Origin of the sequence: Pseudoalteromonas sp. 0802 (genome assembly GCF_013350085.1) — a bacterium.
In the GTDB taxonomy this organism is placed as follows: Bacteria; Pseudomonadota; Gammaproteobacteria; order Enterobacterales; family Alteromonadaceae; genus Pseudoalteromonas.
The window spans coordinates 75,007-93,487 of record NZ_JABVXE010000003.1 but is presented as its reverse complement, the minus strand read 5'-3'; the positions used below and the strand labels follow the sequence as shown (position 1 = coordinate 93,487).

Below are 18,481 nucleotides of genomic sequence, written 5' to 3'. Positions count from 1 at the left end.
ACAATGATTTGGAGACACAATGATACTTTCAAAAAAAGCCCTAGCTGCACTCAGCTTGGCAACAACACTCATACTGCCCAATGCTTATGCGATTGATAATGGCGTATACACCATTAAATCAAAGTACAGTGCTAAGTTTGTTGAAGTAGCCAGCGCGCAAACCAACGATGGTGCGAATGTTAGTCAATGGGCTGACACGAATCACGACACCCAGCGCTGGTTAATTACTAATATAGGTGGCAGCAACTATTCGGTTATTAACTTAAATAGTGGTAAAGCCCTAGAGGTGTTTGACTTCTCGACTGCCGATGGCGGCAATGTGGTGCAATATGAGTACGCTAATCTTGCCAGCCAACACTGGCAAATTAATGATGAAGGTAGCGGCTATTACAGCTTCATTAACGATCACAGTGGTAAGGCACTCGACCTTTATGCTTTTGATGGCAACGATGGCGCGAATATTAGCCAGTGGAGCTACAACGGCAGCGATGCACAGCAGTGGCAGCTAACCAAGCTTGCTAATGTTGAATCAACCCCTTGGGATCCATCCACAACCAATGGCGCTGCAGATCACTGGCCACTTACTGGTAATTTAGTCACCCACGATCCAACCCTTGGCTATGAAAATGGCACTTGGTGGGTTTTTCAAACAGGCCCTGGTATCTACGGTAAATATTCAAGTAACGGTGTAGATTGGAATGATGCGCAGCCAATTTTCTCAAATGGTTTAAGCTGGTGGAGTAACTATGTACCAGATCATGATGGAATTGATGTCTGGGCGCCTGAATTAAAAAGCTACAATGGTCGTAGCTGGCTTTATTATTCGATTTCGACCTTTGGTTCACGTGTTAGCGCTATTGGCCTTACCTCAGCAAGTAGTGTGGCAGCCGGTGATTGGCGTGATGATGGTTTAGTAATTAACACGACCAATAGCAATAATTATAACGCCATTGACCCCGATCTCGTGGTAGCAAAAGATGGTGCACCTTGGCTTGCCTTTGGCTCATGGAATTCGGGTATTAAACTAACGCGTATTAACCCAATGACCATGAAACCATTTGGTCAAATCTACTCTTTAGCAAGTCGCTCTGGTGGCATCGAAGCACCTACCATAGTGTATCGCCAAGGCTATTACTATTTGTTTGTTTCAGTAGGCAAATGCTGTGATGGCACGAATAGTACTTACCGTATTGCGTATGGTCGCTCTAGTGACATCCGCGGTCCATACCTAGATAAAAATGGCACCGACATGCTAGCTAGCGGCGGGAGCATTCTTGATGCGGGTAATAGCCAATGGGTAGGTCCAGGTGGACAAGACATTTTAAATACCGATGTGATTGTTCGTCATGCTTATGATGCAGGTGATAATGGTACCCCTAAATTGCTCATCAGCACCCTGAATTGGGATGCTAATGGTTGGCCTAAATACTAGTTCTCCCCACTAAGCGCGTGCAAGCGCGCTTTTTACAATCTATCTAATATACTGCGAACAAATTCAGAATTAAGAATCTGAGTTACTGCCCCACTACACCACAAATAGGCACGTTGAATCGGGTAACCTTTAAAAATCCAACGCTTACGCACATGATTAAAGTCGTGCAAATAATCAGCCTTTGCTTGCGGTAACGAGTCTTTGGCTAACTTATGCCATGCTTTATAAACCCCACTCATATCGGCACCACGCATAAAACGCTGTAACCAGCGCGGAAAGCGTGCAAAGCGAATCGCTGACTGAAAATCAATAATGTAAGGCTTGCCGTCTTTTGAACAAATAACATTACCTAAATTACGTAAGTCGAGGTGCACCACGCCGCGGCGATGCATTTTTGCTACCAAACGTTCAAATTCTTTAAAGAACTCACTCGGTAAATGCTGCTGTTGCAAGGCAAGCTGGCGAAGTGGCGTGCCTTCAATAAAGTCATAAGCAATGGCAATCGATGACAAGCGGCAAAAGTTATCAACCACTCCGTCTACGTCTTGCAGGCGTGCCAGCCCCTTGTACTCTTGATTGATAAAAAGCGGCGCGATTGTTTTTCTCACCCACCATGGGCTGTGCTGAAAATCTTTAATAATTAAATCAAATTTCGCGTCTTTATAACGATAAACAATGGCATTGGCAAAGCGGCCTGTGTGAACAACCGACAAACCTTCTGGGCTAAATTGATGAGCTGGAAATTGAGCGTGAAGCTCTGCAAGCAAAGATGATTCAAACATAACAACCCGGACTTGTTAAAATTAAATGCCTAGGCAACTATATTATCAAAATGCGTCTACAGCGACAATGTACCGCTTAGAGAAATTTATGCTTTTAAATTATGAATTGCTCTAAACAATAAGCTTGCGAGTTGCTCTTGCTCATCATCAGAGAAGCCTGTAAGTGCTTTGCGATAGATATCATTTACAGTGGGTAAAATTTCTGGGTAAAGCTGTTGGCCTTTTTCTGTGAGGCATAAAAGAGTTGAACGGCGATCTTCAACTGACTGCTTTTTTGCAACTAAGCCCTTGTCTTCTAAACGAGAAAGTAATCGACTCATGGCACCGCGGTCATACATCATGTGCTCACAAAGCTCAGCTAAGGTATTTACTTTACCACGCGCAAGTAGCACAACCACAATGTACTGAGCCGAGGTTAGCTCTTTATCCTCTAAAGCATTATCAAGATGAGTCACTAGGTTTGAACGTAAGTAAGAGACTAAGCGACCTAAGTCTTGCACTGGATCTAAATCTTCAATGCAGCACTGGCCAATTGATGCAGGTTCTTTCATATTTCCTCTAAAGCGATGAATAGCAATTCATAGACAGTTAATAGGCAAAATAATTCAATCCTATTAGATTGCTTCAACGGCTATGAATAGTGTAGCGTGAACAAGCGTACTAACTGTCGGGGGCGTTATGCTAACTAAACAACATATTATCAAGTATTTATCTCTTACAATACTGCTACTTCTTTGTTGGCTAGAGCATTATAACCATTTCATTATGCGCTTTATCGACAGCGCCCTTGTGCAATCAACCCTAGTGTATGCTTCATCTCGTACAGTTAATGCTGCTATATCGCTATTGCAATCAGCCGAAGTGGGCATTGGTATTGCGAGTATTCAACCTGCACAACTACTCGACCCAGTCAATGACTTAGCTGAATACATGTCGGATGCTATGCGCCTCGCTATAGGCTCGTTATTTTTACAGCGCATTTTATACACCATTTCTTCTGGGGTTATTTTTAGTGGTGTTTTTACTGTTTCGGTCGTCGCTTACTTTATATGTGAATGGCGTAACTATTTTCCTAACTTACGTCATAAGATTATGGCGAGCTTAATTTTAATTCGCTTTTTAGTGCCTGCTGTGGTGCTTACAACAGGCCTCGTGAGCCAAATATTCTTAGATGAGCAAATAAACCAGCAAAGTGAAATCGTGAGCGAAAAAGTCGAGACGGTGAATAGTAGTGCAAATAACACCTCTGCCCTATCAGCCAAGCTAAAAGCTGAGGTCGATAGTGAAAAACAAACCATCTTCGACAAGCTCTCTCTATTAAATGAGCAGCAGATTAAAAACCACCAGCGAGCCACTGAGCTCAAAGGTGATTTAGCAGAGCTCGAAGCCCAAATAGAAGCGATTCAAGCAACCCGCAGCTTGTCTGAGCGACTGACCTTTACTGAGCTTGAACAAGCAAAGCCATTACTTGATAAAAAGCAGCAATTAACAGCGCAGTTTAATGCGGTACTAAACCAGCAAAGACAGCTGAACTTAGACAAAGACGCCTTAAACGAACAACTAGAAAACCTTAACGCATCACTCAATCAAGACCAATCGTCGCAGGTGAGTAAAATTATCGACACCGTCACCTCTGGCATTAGCAACATGGTGGCAGCCGTCGAAGACTTATTTATCGACTTTTTGAATATCTTGTCACTGCTGATTTTAAAACTGTTATTAATGCCGTTGATTTTTTTATACCTATTTAACAAAGCCTTTAAGGCCATTTGGCATCGCCGCTTTATGGACGTAGTAATACAAACAAAGCAACTGGCTGTTAATCGCTGATATTTCAGCTAAAGTTATAAACCTAACTCGTTTTTAAAGGATATAAGTATGACTGAGCAACGCCATAACCACATTCCCCAAGAAGCTTTCGATTGGTACGATGAATACGCCCATGGCTTGATGGACCGCCGTACCTTTATGAAAAAGCTGGGTGGCTTAGTCGCCCTTGGTTATTCAATGGCAATGCTAAGTAGCGCTTTACTGCCAAACTACGCATTAGCTGAGCAAGTATCCTTTAATGACCCTGATATTAAAGCCAGTTATAAAGCCTTTGATTCGTTTAAAGGTCACGGCGAAGGTAAAGGCTATTTAGTCGAACCCGCTAATTTAACGGGCAAGCTCCCAATAGTATTAGTGATCCATGAAAACAGGGGCTTAAACCCTTATATTAAAGATGTTGCTCGCCGCCTTACCAAAGCAGGATTTATTGCCTTTGCGCCAGATGCATTACACCCTCTTGGTGGCTACCCTGGCAATGACGATGAAGGCCGCGCCATGCAGCGCTCTATGGATAAACAAAAAATCCAACAAGACTTTATCGCCGCAGCAGAATACATAAAAAGACACCCAAATAGTAACGGCAAACTTGGTGCGGTAGGCTTTTGCTTTGGTGGATATATGGTTAACTACCTAGCAGCAGTTGATAGCAAACTGATTGATGCGGGCGTGCCTTATTACGGCACTCCGGCCGTTAAAGAACTCAGACAAAACATCAAAGCCCCACTACTTGTACACTTAGCCGAGTTTGATAAACGCGTTAATGCAACATGGCCAGAATACGAGAGCGACTTAAAAGCGCATCAAGTTCCTTACACGATGCACATGTATGAGCAAGCAAATCATGGTTTTCATAACGACTCTACATCTCGTTATGATGAAAAACAGGCGGAGCTTTCATGGCAACGCACATTGGCCTTTTTCAATGAGCAATTGATTTGAACAGAGCAATTTCATACACTCTCGAAAAAATTTTAGGCTAGAAAAGAGATGGAATCGCAAGTCAGTTATCGCTTTGACTCACAGCAAACCGCCAATCGGTTTTTAAACAAGCTTAAACACTGGTCGGTGGCTAAAGTCACTGCGAGTCTTTGCCAAGGTGGTTATGGCGTAAAAATACGCTACGAAGTCGATACCAGTGGTTTTGATTACACTCTTGCAGAGCTTGATGATTTAGCAATGCAACACGAAGGCGAAGAAATTTAATTCTTATATTCTAGGCATAAAAAACGGCTAAACAAGGTTAGCCGTTTCATTTTAAAGCCGAGATTATAACGCTCTATTTATAAATCAAAGCTACGTGAAATAGACGCGACAATTCGCTCATCTGCGGTATCCCAGTCAAGGCTGGTATTTTCGCCAGCAAGCTCAAAATCAAAACCTGCAAAGCTTGTTTGATAGGCTAAACGATAATGGTTGTACGACTTATCATTACCATCCCAAGCAAACTTATTACCATCGAGTGAGTTAGAAATATCAAAGCTGGCACGAATTGCATGATTTGGCGCAATTTCAAAGGTATGGGCAACCATAGAAATCACATGCCCTGCATCGGTACCAAAGTAATCCCAAGCGTACCAGAAGTTAAGTTCTGTGAAACCTAGGCTATTGGTATAGCCAAACTTTGCATAAGTCTCAAAATAATTACCATCGCTTGAGTAATCTTCACCATGGTATGAGTAGTAAGCAATACCATAATCAACACTAAGGGTGTCAGTTAACTCAGCATAGTTACCAAAATACGCATCCCACTCGATGTCTGTGCCATCGCCAAAATCTACATTTGAAGCCCAAGTACCTACATACATACCTGAATCTGCAAAGGCATAATCTAAGCTGCCCTGAATCGCTGGGTCATTCATAGTTTGGCTTACACCATTGAAGGTGTAATCTGATGCCAATGTAACCGTAGTCGATAAGTCAGCCATGGCTGATGTCGATAGTAATGCCAATGGCAACGCTGCTGCTAATACTGTTTGTCTTGTTGTCATGTTGGTTTCCCTTAGCTAACTGTTTCTATTTTTGTGTAATCTAATTTATTGTCTTTTGGTGAACCTTCGATATTTTTCACTGTTTTTAACTTGCTGTAGCCAATAAACGCAGCACAGCCGAAAAATAACGCAATAACGAGCGCACCAACCCATTGGATCTGTAAAAAGTCGAACTTAAACAGCAGGGTTAACAATGAAAGCGCCACCACATTTAAGGCAATATAATTAAATTTACCTAAACGTTTCACCGTTAAGTTTAGGTTATCTGTGTATAAACGGATCAAAGAATCAAGTGAGTTGATCACAAACACCACACCAACAAACACCATAGCGATGTTTTTCAGGCCTGCTGTTGCAATACCCGCTTCATGATATTGATACAAAACACTAAACCAGATAGCGATTGGAATAGACGGGAAAATCAACATAGCCGCCAGCACTTGGTAAGTTTTTAAACCACCCACAAAACGTGAGGTAAATTGACCAATCATGATGCTCCAAGCAAACCACCAAAACAGGTAGAAGGCATGGTAATCATTCAGCGGTAATATAAATTCATTGATATTGCCAAAGTAACCGCCGATCAACGCAAGGTTATCAACAAATGCTGATGTTTGTGCATCAGAACCAACAAAGGCACCGAACCACATAAATGCAATTAAAGCGATAAACAACCAAGTAGTAGAAATACTTAAAAAGCGTACATACTTAATGTCTGTGCTCGAATACACAGCAAAACAAATCGCTGCAAACACCATTAAGTAGAATGTCGGAATAATTGACTCACCATCACCAAGTGACGGCAAATACCAAGGTAAATTCGACAGCAGTAAAAATGCAGTAAATGCGCATGTACCAATAATAACGATGTTATTAATTAGTTTTACCCAAGCAATTTCAAAGAACTTTACTTTGGGTTCTATTACACAGAAATAAAAGCACGTAAGGAAATAAAATCCCCAGATCAAGAAGCCCCAATAACCAAATTCAATGGCTAGAGGATTGGCAAACGCATACTCTGGGCTTGCTTTTATGTCTGCATAACCTGCAAACTCTGTCAGTGGAAACATAATCAAGCCAACATCTAGGCCCGATGTAAATAAAATTGCAATGAACGTAAACGTTCTAACCGGTGTGACGCCAACACACCTAACCGTACCCCATTTAAATAAAATAACCGCAATTGCTAACAGGGTAAAAATGATGCCAGCACTAAGCCAAAAGGTCATAGTTCCCCCCCCCAAAATAAGTAATAATACTTCATTGTTTCTCCAGTTTTATTCCTCGCATTAACGCACCACAAACAACTCGTGATGCGCGCCACTGCAAGCCCCACAGCCGAAACTGCGGGTGGCCTTATTAGATCTCCGAACTACGCTGCGTTGATTGCCATTGTTTTTCCATGGCAACATCTGCAGTTGATGCCGATAACACAGGCTTACCTAAAATGTGGTCCGCCGCTTTTTCTGCCACCATAATGGTTGGCGCATTTAAATTACCGTTTGGAACGGTTGGGAAGATAGATGAATCCACAACCCGCAAACCTTCGATACCGTGTACTTGAGTTTGCGAGTTAACCACGGCCATCTCGTCCTCACCCATCTTGCACGAACATGACGGATGGTAAGCACTCTCAACCGCCTGACGAACAAAAGCATCGATTTCTTCATCGCTTTGAACATCTTTACCGGGTTGAATTTCACCATCGCGATACTCATCAAACGCACTTTGCTCAATAATCTCGCGAGTTAGACGTACGCAAGCTCTAAAGCCTTCAATGTCATCTTGATGCTGTAAGTAGTTAAATTGGATCTTAGGCGCAACCTGAGGATCCGCTGACTTAATCGTTACTGCACCACGGCTTTTTGGTTTGTTATGCCCAACATGAACTTGGAAACCATGACCATCAAAGGCACTCTTACCGTCATAACGAATGGCTGCTGGTAAAAAGTGATACTGAATATCTGGCCATTCAACACCCGGTTTTGAGCGAATAAATGCACATGATTCAAAATGGTTAGTCGCCCCTAAACCTGAGCGATTTAATAACCAACGAGCACCAATTAGCCCTTTTGAAACAAGGCCTAATTTGCCGTTTAAAGTAATTGGTTGCTTACACTTATATTGGAAGTAAAACTCCAAGTGATCTTGTAAGTTTTGGCCAACACCTGGTAAGTGATGTTTAACCTCAACACCCGCTTCGCTCAGGATGTCTTTATCACCAATACCCGATAATTGCAGAATATGCGGTGAACCAATTGGGCCCGCACTTAAAATAACGTCTTTTGCTGCAAATGCTTGCTGCTTAGAGCCAGATACTGAATACTCAACGCCCACGGCTTTTTTGCCTTCTAGCAAAACTTTTTCAGCTAAAGCACCGGTGACTAGCGTTAAGTTTTTACGTGACTTAACTGGGTCTAAATACTCACGGCTAGCAGAGCTTCTTACGCCATCTTTAACTGTCATATGCATTGGCCCAAAACCTTCTTGCTGGGCTGCATTGTAGTCATCAGTGTGCGCATAACCTGCTTGCTGGCCCGCTTTGATAAAGGCTTTATAAAGCGGATTAGCCATTTCATTACCGTTATTAACCCCTAATGGGCCGTTATCGCCACGGTAACTGTTACCACCTAAGTAGAATGATTCCGCACGCTTAAAGTACGGTAAACATGCTTGGTAATCCCAACCATTAGCGCCGTGTTGCTGCCATTCATCAAAATCTTTGGCATGACCACGTACATAGACCATGCCGTTAATCGATGATGAGCCACCTAACACCTTACCTCGTGGGCAGTGCATTTGACGGTTATCTAAATATGGCTCTGGCTCGGTATGAAATTGCCATGCATATTTGTCAGTATTCATTGGGATTGATAGCGCGGTAGGCATCTTTATAAAAATGCTTTTATCACTACCGCCCGTTTCAAGTAATAACACCTTATTAGAAGGGTCTGCTGATAGTCGGTTTGCCAACACGCAGCCTGCTGAGCCAGCACCGACTATGATGTAATCATAGTTCTGTGTACTCATTAAAATGGACTCTCTATATTGCTCATACCCACATAAATCGATTTAGTTTGGGTATAGTGATCTAAAGTTTCGATACCGTTTTCACGGCCGATACCTGATTGCTTGTAACCACCTACTGGCATTTCTGCAGGTGAATTACCATAGCTGTTTATCCAACAAATACCGGCTTGTAACTGGTGGATCACGCGGTGTGCACGCTGAATATCTTTAGTAAACACGCCTGCGGCTAAGCCTAGGTGGGTATCGTTTGCACGCTGAATAACGTCATCTTCATCATCAAACACCAACACGCTCATTACCGGACCAAAGATCTCTTCTTTAACTATGGTCATGTCGTCTTTACAGTCGACAAAAACGGTCGGTTCCACAAAGTAGCCGTTTGGCGCAGATGCAGGTGATAGTGCCTTACCGCCGGTTAATAAGGTTGCGCCTTCTTGAATACCTTTATCGATATAGCCAAGTACTAGCTCTTGGTGTTTTTTAGAGATAAGCGCCCCTAAATTCACCTCAGGATCCATTGGGTCGCCAGCAATAATATTTTGCTCAGTGCGTGTTTTCAGCTCATCAATAAACTGCTGATAAACATTTTTATGCACATAAATGCGCGTACAGTTAGTGCAGATTTCACCTTGCGTATAAAAATTACCTAACATTGCCGCACTAACAGCTTGTGATACATCGGCATCATCAAATACTAATAACGGTGACTTACCGCCAAGCTCCATGGTCACATCTTTAAGTGAACCAGCAGCACTTGCCATTACTTTTTTGCCTGTGCCTACTTCACCAGTGAAAGACACTTTTTCAATATTTGGGTTTGCTGTTAACCATTGCCCGACTTCAGCAGCGCCTTGCACAACGTTGAATACGCCAGCAGGTACACCCGCTTCGATGAAAATCTCTGCAAGTTTGATTGCTCCAAGTGGTGTTTCTTCAGAAGGTTTGAAAATAACCGCATTACCCGCAGCCAGTGCTGGGCCTGATTTCCAACAAGCAATTTGTAGTGGGTAGTTCCATGCACCAATACCGGCACAGATACCTAAAGGCTCTTTACGTGTGTAGTAAAAGTCATTGCCAACCATTTGTTGCTGACCCACTTGTGCAGGCGCAAGACCAGCAAAATATTCGATAACATCAGCGCCTGTTTCAACATCGACACACTCGGCTTCTTGCCATGGCTTACCCGTATCAAGTACTTCTACTTTTGCCAGTTCATCGTTACGTTCGCGTAAGATTGCCACGGCTTTTAATAAAATACGGCTACGCTCAATTGGCGTCATTGCAGACCATGCTGCAAACCCTTGTTTTGCGCTTTCGATTGCCGCGTTTTGAATAAACTCATCAGCGATTTCAACGTGATAAATCACTTCATCCGTTGCAGGGTTCTTAACTGCAAAGGTATCGCCAGTTTGATTCTTTAAAAAATGGCCATTAATAAAATTTTCGTAAACAGGTGTGGTCATTTTAGGCTCCATACTGTTTTATCAGTGAACGAATGTAGTCTTTAGCTAATCGCTCACAATTTTCGAATTGATCTTGGTCTGACTTACTTAATACGGCTCTTAGCCATAAACCATCGATCATGGCTGCACTTAGCTCAGCAGCTAAATTGGCATCGCTATCGCTCATTAACTGTTTGAATGAGCTTAATAAGTTACTAAATAAACGTTTACTATTTACGTTTTGTAAGCGATGCAACTGGGCGTCGTGCATTGAATGCGCCCAAAAGCTCAACCAAGTTTTGGTGTTGTTGCTTTGCTGCTGAATACGCGAAAAGTTTGCTTCAACGATAAACATTAATCGTTGCTCTGGACTAGTCTGTGGCGTTACTTGATTCAAAAGTGCTTGCTTTAAGCTGGTCAATAAATAACGCACAGTGGCTTCAATTAAGCCCTGCTTACCACCAAAATAATGACTGATAATGCCAGACGATAAGCCTGCCTTTTTACTAATGCTATTTATGGTGGTGCCTTGCAAACCAAGCTCTGCAACCGACTCTATTGTGGCGTCAATTAACTGCTGACGACGAACAGGTTCCATTCCAACTTTCGGCATAATTTTTTATTGATTGAACGTTCAATTAAAATAAAGGTTAAGGTAATGAGCATGGCAATTCAAGGTTGACAAATTGTAAACAACCGCAAAGCTACACACGTAAGTTAAGCTAACCCACTGTTCTTACGTTTATTATCAGAAATATAAAAAAGTTTTAAATTTATTCAAAATAAAGCCTAAAAAGTATGAATTTAGGCTGAAATGCGGAAAAAAGAGAAAATTTATTGCAGGCGTATTATTAATAAAAAAGCGCTTATAAAAGCGCTCATGTTAGGCTAAAAGTTAAGCTAAGCTCATTCGTGGTATTTACGAATAACCGCTATCTTGCCATCTTCTATTTCGAGCACATCCATAATGGTTTGCGTGTATTCAATTTCTTGCTGGTTTTGTGGGTGTATACCTTTAGCGTGATGGGTATAACGCAAGGCAATGGCTGAATCATTAAAAATAAAGGTATCGAGTAAGTTTGCTTGGTATTCGGTATGCGCACCAAGGTAAAAAGTCATACCTTTACGCATCATTGCTTTGCCATCTGGCTCTCTTGCATCATCTGTTTGATAAGGCAAGTGTTGGTTTGCTACATCGTCAGTTAATAAAGCTAAAAAGGCTTCTAGCTCTTTGTTGGTGGCATTGGGTGCTTGTGTTGCAACCATGGTATTAAAGTACTGCTGTGCTAATGCTGTGAGCTCTGGGTTAACTTGCTTTGCTTGGCTGCTAAATGTGATTAACAGGCAAATAGCTAGAAAATAAAGGTGCTTCATCGTTATTCCTTGTGGTTTTAGTTATTCACTAATAATCAAACTGCGCACCTAAAATAACGACAAAGCATCGAACTATCAACAATTTAGTTTTAAGCTGTTTGTGGCTTTGGGATCTCGCGTTTATCTAAATAGCCGCTGTATCGTGTTGCAATTAACGCCGCTAAACTGATGATAGCGCCAATCCAAGCAGTGTCTTGCAATGAGTAGTTTTCAACGACAACACCACCTAACACTGAACCTAGCGCAATCCCGATATTAAACGCTGCAATGTTCAACCCTGAGGCCACATCGACGGCATTGGGGGTGAACTTTTCGGCAAGTTTAACCACATAGACTTGCAGCCCAGGCACATTACCAAACGCAAATGCCCCCCATACAAGTATGGTCAGTACCGCAGCGACTTTAGATTGCATGGTAAAGGTCAGCACTAACAGCACAATACTTAAAGCACTAAAGATAATAGTCAGCGCACTAATGGGGCCTTTTTTATCGGCTAACTTACCGCCGTAAATATTGCCAACAGCAACCGATACCCCATATACCAGCATGATTAAGCTAATAGTGGCTGATGCAAAACCAGTTTGCTGCTCTAAAATAGGCGCTAAATAGGTAAAGGCAGTAAATGTGCCGCCATAACCAAGTATGGTCATCAAGTACACGAGTAAAAGCCTAGGTTGCACCATTACTTTCAGCTGCTCACTCAAAGTCGCCGGTTTACTTTGCTTTAAGTTGCTCGGAATTAAAAACGCGCTACCAACAAGTGCAATTAAGCCCAGTAAAGACACTACTAAAAAGGTCGCTCGCCAACCAAAGTGCTGACCAATCCAAGTCCCTAATGGCACACCGGTTACTAATGCAACCGTTAAACCGGTAAACATAATCGCAATGGCACTAGCTTCTTTATCTTTACTGACAAGCCCAGTAGCTATCGTTGAACCAATTGAGAAAAACACCCCATGGGCAAGGCCTGTTAGAATCCTTGCGGTGATCAAGCTACCATAACTAGGTGCTTGCCAAGCCAGTAAATTACCAATTACAAATAGGCTCATTAAGCTAAGTAATACATGTTTTCGATTCCAGCGTCCGGTAAGCGCGGTTAATACTGGCGCCCCCACCGCAACCCCTAATGCGTACAAGCTAACAAGTAGCCCGGCACTCGGTAACGAAACCGCTAAATCATCAGCGATGGTTGGCACTAAGCCGACAATCACAAACTCAGTGGTGCCTATGGCAAACGCACTGAGAGTTAACGCAAGTAATGCTATTGGCATCACATATCCTCTGTTTAATTTTGAAAGTGCGGCTATTGTGGCTAAAATTAAATTTGCAAAAAATAGCAGTAGTGACAAAATACTTTTGTCAAAAATGAAAAGGTAAAACCATGAGCGTGATCTCCAACACCCAAGATTTAGAAGCATTTATTAGCGTGGTTGATACCGGCGGGTTCTCAAGTGCAGCCAATGCATTAGATGAGCAAGTAGCAAAAATATCACGGGCGGTAACTCGGCTCGAAAAATCCTTAAACGTTACCTTATTCAACCGCACTACAAGACGCATTGAGCTGACCGAAGAAGGTCAGTTATTTTTAGGCTATGCTAGAGAAGCACTCAGTCAGCTCGCACAAGGCGAAGAGGCCTTAAAGCTTTTGCACTGTGCGCCATCAGGAAAATTAAGAGTCGATGCTGCAAGCCCCTTTGTGTTTCATCAATTAGCGCCACATTTAAAAGCCTTTAACCAAGCTTACCCTGACATAAAACTTGAGATCACCAGCCACGACAACATTATCGATTTACTTGAGCATAAAACCGATATTGCTATTCGTATTGGCGAACTTGCTGACTCAAACTTGCATGCGCGCACTTTGGGAGTTAGCAAACTACAGCTCGTTGCCAGCCCTGATTATTTAAAAACGGCACCGCCATTAAATGAGCTAACCGATTTAGCCTCGCACCAGCTTATTGGTTTTACCGATGCGCCGCATTTAAATCACTGGCCGCTAACCACGCCTTTAGACCTTAAGTTTTCAATCAGTGCATCAAGTGGTGAAACTGTGCGCCAGCTTTGTATACAGGGTCATGGTATTACCTTGCTGTCGGAATTTATGATCAACGAAGATTTAAAAGCAGGCCGTTTAGTAAAAGTGCTTGAAGGCGAGGTGCTGAGCCCTAATCGCCGCGAAAAAGTGCATGCGGTGTATTATCAAAACAGCGGTGTGTCATCACGAGTATTAGCGTTTTTAGACTTTATAGCACCAAGGTTAACGCTGTAGTTTTTGCATTTTTAACAAAAGTGTTTTGTGATTAGTGGCATTAATTTCATAAATAATTTTCGTTATGCTGAAAGCATATTCGCTTTCAAGGAGCCGTAATGAACAAATTATTCGATACCGTACAACTTGCCGGTCATACATTAAAAAACCGCATTGTTATGCCACCGATGACCCGCTCTCGCTCATCACAACCGGGTGATATCGCCAATGAGTTAATGGCCGACTACTATGCACAACGTGCGAGCGCTGGCTTAATTATCAGCGAAGGCACACAAATATCAGCCCTAGGAAAGGGTTATGCTTGGACACCGGGTATTTACACTGTCGAGCAAATTGCCGGTTGGAAGAAAGTAACCGACAAAGTTCATCAAGCTGGTGGCATTATGTTCGCTCAGCTTTGGCATGTTGGCCGAGTGTCTCACCCAAGTAACACAGGTGGCGAGCAACCAATTGCGCCATCTTCTATTGCAGCTAAAGACGTTAAAGTTTTTATTGATGAAGATGACAAACCCGACTTTGTTGCCACAGCACAGCCACGCGCAATGAGCCATGACGACATCAAACAGGTTATAAACGAATACCGCCAAGCTGCCCGTAATGCTGTAGATGCAGGGTTTGATGGTATTGAACTTCACGCTGCCAATGGTTATTTAATTAATCAATTTATTGATTCAGAGTCGAACCAACGCACTGATGAATACGGCGGCAGTTTAGAAAACCGCTTACGCTTTTTACAACAAGTGGCACAAGCGGTATGTGATGAAATTGGCGCTGAGCGTGTTGGCGTTCGTCTTGCTCCACTCACAACACTCAATGGGACGGTCGATGATAACCCGTTCGAAACCTATATTGGCGCAGCAAAAGTACTCAATGACCTTAACGTTGCTTATCTGCACATTGCAGAAGCTGATTGGGATGATGCGCCTTTAATGGAGCAAAGTTTTAAGCAAGCTCTGCGTGAAAACTATGCCGGATTAATGATTTATGCAGGCAAATACACTGGCGAGAAAGCAGAGCAAGCATTGGCCGCAGGCTGGGCTGATTTAATTGGTTTTGGTCGCCCGTTTGTTGCCAACCCAGATCTGCCAGCGCGCATTGAACAAGGCATTGAACTGGCTCAGCATGATCCAGACACCCTATTTGGAGGCGGTGCTAAAGGCTACACTGACTACCCCTTAGCAACGCAATAACGCACTAAAAAAGGTGGCTCGTCAACCAAAAGCTCAATACAATAAAGCTGATGTTGGCGAGCGCTCTTAACCACCAAGGAGCAGAGCTAAACTGGAGTTGGCTGTACTTGCTTACTAATACCAACACGCCCATCACAGTAAACCAAGGAGTAAAAAAGAATATTGGCTTTAACTTCACTAAACCCACAGCTAAATCGTGCAGCGCTCCACTGACAGCAAAAGTAACAACAACCGCACACCAAACCGGCATAATGTCATTGCAAGGCTTCATGACATACCGAGATAAGTAATAGCTCCAGACCGGATTCCAATATCGCCAAAATAAATAAAACGAGCTAGCACCTAGAGAACGTGTCAGCATATTGCGCAAAGAATCTTTATGGCCAAGAGGCACACCTGTGCGTTTTTTAACGTATTGAGCAAGGGTAATAGCTGCAGACACCGACTTTCTCTTTTTTACTAATGACTAATTCAGACTACTAAACAACCAACAAAAGAGAAACCCAAACAAGGCTTGAAATTGTAACGGTTTATGAAGCGTGCAGATCTAAGGCAAGTGATGAAGCTGAGCTAAGCACTCAGCTTCATTAAAATCACATCTTACTTTTTACTTTATTAGTCGCTTGGCTGGTGGCAGGGTTGTCTGGCCAAAAATGTTTTGGGTAACGCCCTTTCATTTCTTTTTGCACATCGCGGTAACTTGTTTGCCAAAAGTTAGCTAAGTCTTGAGTTAACTGCAGCGGCCGCCTCGCTGGTGATAATAGCTCCATTAATAATGGCAGTTTACCTTGGGCCAGCAAAGGCGTGCTGGTCATGCCATACACTTCTTGCATGCGCACACTTAGCTTCGCAGGACCATCTAGCTGATAGGTCACTTTTACATTTGAACCACTTGGCACCGTTAATCGCAAGGGGAGCAATTCATTCAATAAGCTTTGCTGCTGCCAATCAAAACAGCTTTTAATTGCTTCGCTGTAATTGAACTTTTTTAATTGCTCAAGGTTTTTAATATCATCAAGATAAGGTGCAAGCCACTGGTTATCGGCAATTAATTCATCATGATTTAAAAGCGGGAATGACTCTGGTAACAGCTTACTTGCCAAATTCATTCGAATAAGTAACTGCTCACTGTCGGGCTGTTCATTAAATAACGAAAAGCCCTGCTTACTAAATAAGTTTAACCACGCTTTAGTACGCTCGCTCTTACCTAGGGGCTGCTTACTTGGCTGACTCGCTATGGTGATGGCACCCAGCTTTAGCTCATCTTGATGAATAAAACGCCCTGCTTTTTCATCGTATTCGCAGCGAGTTTGCTCAGTAAATAAATGCGAAAGCTCATCTTCAAGCTCACTTGGCATAAAGGCAACAGCAGCAAAAACACGGTTTCCCTTATGGCCGCCCATATGCGCAATGGCAATATAGTCATCGTTATGCCAAAACTCCTCACTTAAATCGGCGCCTGCACCATTGGCAAGTAAATAACCATTACCGCGTTTTTTGGCTAAACGGTCAGGAAAGGCAAGTGCCACCAGCAGCGACAAGTACTCTGTTTTAAGCTCATTAACCGGCTTGAGTTGCAAGCGCGATAGCCAATAATTTAATTGCTGCTTAAATACTGGGTGCGGTTTGCTGTGCTGACTATGCAATGCCAAATTAAGATCCGCTGGCATACTAATGCGGCTTTCAAGCAGTGCAGTTAAATACCCCGCTAATACATAAATACCAGACATGTGCTGCTCTAGTTGCTTTGCCTTAATGAGCATATGCGAGAGGCGAATATCGGCTCCATAGCTCAGCATTTGGCTGCCAAGAGGTGTCAGCTTTTCATTTTCATCAATGGCTTCGAGCATTTTTAAAAGTGCCGTTGCTTGTTTAATCTGCTGGCTACTAGGTGGGTCGAGTAAGCTAAGCTCAGCAAGTGATGCCCCCCACTGCTTTGCCTCTAATAACAACTGACTAATATCACTGGTCAAAATTTCTGGCGCATCATGGCTGTTACGGCGCTCAAAAGTTTGTTTAGAACCTAATCGATACACAACCCCCGGCTCAATTCGCCCAGCACGACCAGCGCGCTGAATGGCAGAAGAACGAGAGATGCTTTGCGTAACAAGCTCTGTAACACCGGTTTTTAAATTGAAATTGGCAGCACGGCGTTTGCCGCTATCTACCACAATGCGTATTCCTTCAATGGTCAAACTGGTTTCAGCTACATTGGTAGTTAATACCACTTTGCGTTTACCATTTTTAGTAGGCGCGATAGCAGCTTGTTGCTCGTTTTTATTTTGCTCACCATACAAGCTAAATACTTCGACGCTATCACCTAAATCATTTAAAGACTGCTGAACGCGCATGATTTCACGCTGCCCTGGCAAAAATACTAAAGCACTGCCCGTTTGCTCACTAAGCGCCTGTTTTATTGCTGCAGGTATGTCATCAAGCCAGCGGCTTTCGTCTTTAAGTGGAATATACACTTCATCAATGGGGTAGCTTCGTCCTTGTGATGAGATGATAGGACAGCTGAAAAACTCACTGTAACGTTCGCCGTCTAAGGTTGCCGACATCAGTAAGATTTTTAAATCATCGCGAAGTGCAGCCTGTGTTTCGAGGGCAAATGCCAAAGCCGTATCTGCGGCAATTGAGCGCTCGTGAAACTCATCAAAAATAAGTAAGTCTACATCACTAAGCTCTGGGTCATTTTGCAACATACGCGTCAGCATGCCTTCAGTGACAATTTCGAGTTTAGTTGTAGAACTTACTTTTGATTCGCCACGAATGCGTAAGCCGACACTGTCACCGACTTTTTCATTCTGCTGACTTGCCAAATACTGGGCAATATTGCGTGCGGCCAGTCGTCTTGGCTCTAACATAACAATGCGTTTAAAGTGACCTTCGCGCATTAGGGTAAGAGGCAGCCATGTCGATTTACCCGCTCCCGGTGGCGCTTGCAATAAAGCCATTGGGTTACTCTGTAATGTGGTTAACAGGGATTGATAAATATCTTGAACTGGCAGCACGTTAGGTATCTCTTACTTTCTTTTCGCGCATTGTATCAAAAAACTAAAAATTGCGATGGCTATAGGCTTATTTTCTATCTCGGGCTTTAGAAGTGAAAACATTGCATTCTGCCAGTTTAGACTTATTCTT

General features: G+C 42.9%; 17 protein-coding genes. 6 read left to right on the top strand and 11 right to left on the bottom strand.

Annotated elements, in window-relative coordinates; all coding sequences use genetic code 11:
* The first annotated feature begins 19 nt into the window (after window positions 1–19).
* The gene (locus HUS61_RS21795; protein ID WP_175079993.1) at window positions 20–1,432 is read left to right on the top strand and encodes a family 43 glycosylhydrolase; all 1,413 of its coding nucleotides are present in this window, start codon (window positions 20–22) and stop codon (window positions 1,430–1,432) included.
* Window positions 1,433–1,464: 32 nt separating this feature from the next.
* On the opposite strand, the gene HUS61_RS08065 is transcribed toward HUS61_RS21795, so the two are convergent.
* Both HUS61_RS08065 and HUS61_RS08060 read right to left on the bottom strand, forming a co-directional pair.
* A complete protein-coding gene (locus HUS61_RS08065; protein WP_062566739.1) occupies window positions 1,465–2,214 on the bottom strand; it encodes an RIO1 family regulatory kinase/ATPase in 750 nt (249 codons plus the stop codon).
* A gap of 86 nt (window positions 2,215–2,300) precedes the next feature.
* Window positions 2,301–2,765, bottom strand: coding sequence for a MarR family winged helix-turn-helix transcriptional regulator (locus tag HUS61_RS08060; RefSeq protein WP_062566738.1), 465 nt, complete (start codon window positions 2,763–2,765; stop codon window positions 2,301–2,303).
* 127 nt (window positions 2,766–2,892) lie between these two features.
* On the opposite strand from HUS61_RS08060, the gene HUS61_RS08055 reads away from it, so the two are divergent.
* The 3 genes from HUS61_RS08055 to HUS61_RS08045 are packed head-to-tail and all read left to right on the top strand — an operon-like array spanning window position 2,893 to window position 5,247.
* Window positions 2,893–4,044 carry a hypothetical protein gene (locus tag HUS61_RS08055; protein ID WP_175082310.1) on the top strand — a complete coding sequence of 384 codons (1,152 nt, stop codon included), beginning with the start codon at window positions 2,893–2,895 and terminating at the stop codon, window positions 4,042–4,044.
* Between the two features lie 48 nt (window positions 4,045–4,092).
* Window positions 4,093–4,983: a dienelactone hydrolase family protein gene (locus tag HUS61_RS08050; RefSeq protein WP_175082309.1), complete on the top strand. Its 891-nt coding sequence runs from the start codon at window positions 4,093–4,095 to the stop codon at window positions 4,981–4,983.
* 48 nt (window positions 4,984–5,031) lie between these two features.
* A complete protein-coding gene (locus tag HUS61_RS08045) occupies window positions 5,032–5,247 on the top strand; it encodes a hypothetical protein (protein ID WP_054562273.1) in 216 nt (71 codons plus the stop codon).
* 77 nt (window positions 5,248–5,324) lie between these two features.
* On the opposite strand, the gene HUS61_RS08040 is transcribed toward HUS61_RS08045, so the two are convergent.
* The 7 genes from HUS61_RS08040 to HUS61_RS08010 all read right to left on the bottom strand — a co-directional run bounded on the left by HUS61_RS08040 (window position 5,325) and on the right by HUS61_RS08010 (window position 13,149).
* Window positions 5,325–6,032 (bottom strand): TorF family putative porin, encoded by a 708-nt coding sequence (locus HUS61_RS08040; RefSeq protein ID WP_175082308.1) that lies wholly within the window; start codon window positions 6,030–6,032, stop codon window positions 5,325–5,327.
* An 11-nt stretch (window positions 6,033–6,043) separates the two neighbouring features.
* A complete protein-coding gene (locus tag HUS61_RS08035) occupies window positions 6,044–7,261 on the bottom strand; it encodes a choline transporter (protein WP_058586477.1) in 1,218 nt (405 codons plus the stop codon).
* Between the two features lie 130 nt (window positions 7,262–7,391).
* Window positions 7,392–9,062 carry a choline dehydrogenase gene (betA, locus tag HUS61_RS08030; protein ID WP_175079998.1) on the bottom strand — a complete coding sequence of 557 codons (1,671 nt, stop codon included), beginning with the start codon at window positions 9,060–9,062 and terminating at the stop codon, window positions 7,392–7,394.
* Complete coding sequence (gene betB, locus HUS61_RS08025; RefSeq protein ID WP_054554308.1) at window positions 9,062–10,525, bottom strand: betaine-aldehyde dehydrogenase; 1,464 nt, start codon at window positions 10,523–10,525, stop codon at window positions 9,062–9,064. Before betB ends, betA begins: the two co-directional genes overlap by 1 nt.
* A 1-nt stretch (window position 10,526) precedes the next feature.
* Window positions 10,527–11,117: a transcriptional regulator BetI gene (gene betI, locus HUS61_RS08020; RefSeq protein ID WP_055020667.1), complete on the bottom strand. Its 591-nt coding sequence runs from the start codon at window positions 11,115–11,117 to the stop codon at window positions 10,527–10,529.
* A gap of 293 nt (window positions 11,118–11,410) precedes the next feature.
* Window positions 11,411–11,878 carry a nuclear transport factor 2 family protein gene (locus HUS61_RS08015; RefSeq protein ID WP_175079999.1) on the bottom strand — a complete coding sequence of 156 codons (468 nt, stop codon included), beginning with the start codon at window positions 11,876–11,878 and terminating at the stop codon, window positions 11,411–11,413.
* Between the two features lie 89 nt (window positions 11,879–11,967).
* Complete coding sequence (locus HUS61_RS08010) at window positions 11,968–13,149, bottom strand: MFS transporter (protein ID WP_175082307.1); 1,182 nt, start codon at window positions 13,147–13,149, stop codon at window positions 11,968–11,970.
* A gap of 110 nt (window positions 13,150–13,259) precedes the next feature.
* On the opposite strand from HUS61_RS08010, the gene HUS61_RS08005 reads away from it, so the two are divergent.
* Together HUS61_RS08005 and HUS61_RS08000 are read left to right on the top strand one after the other, a co-directional pair.
* Entirely contained in the window at window positions 13,260–14,147 is an 888-nt protein-coding gene (locus HUS61_RS08005) for a LysR family transcriptional regulator (RefSeq protein WP_175082306.1), read from the top strand.
* Between the two features lie 98 nt (window positions 14,148–14,245).
* A complete protein-coding gene (locus HUS61_RS08000) occupies window positions 14,246–15,337 on the top strand; it encodes an alkene reductase (protein ID WP_175082305.1) in 1,092 nt (363 codons plus the stop codon).
* A 4-nt stretch (window positions 15,338–15,341) separates the two neighbouring features.
* Here HUS61_RS08000 and HUS61_RS07995 read toward each other — a convergent pair whose 3' ends face one another.
* Together HUS61_RS07995 and hrpB are read right to left on the bottom strand one after the other, a co-directional pair.
* On the bottom strand, window positions 15,342–15,779 hold the full coding sequence (locus HUS61_RS07995) for an MBOAT family O-acyltransferase (protein WP_175082304.1): 438 nt from the start codon (window positions 15,777–15,779) through the stop codon (window positions 15,342–15,344).
* A gap of 151 nt (window positions 15,780–15,930) precedes the next feature.
* Window positions 15,931–18,351 (bottom strand): ATP-dependent helicase HrpB, encoded by a 2,421-nt coding sequence (gene hrpB / locus HUS61_RS07990; protein WP_175082303.1) that lies wholly within the window; start codon window positions 18,349–18,351, stop codon window positions 15,931–15,933.
* Between the last annotated feature and the right edge of the window lie 130 nt (window positions 18,352–18,481).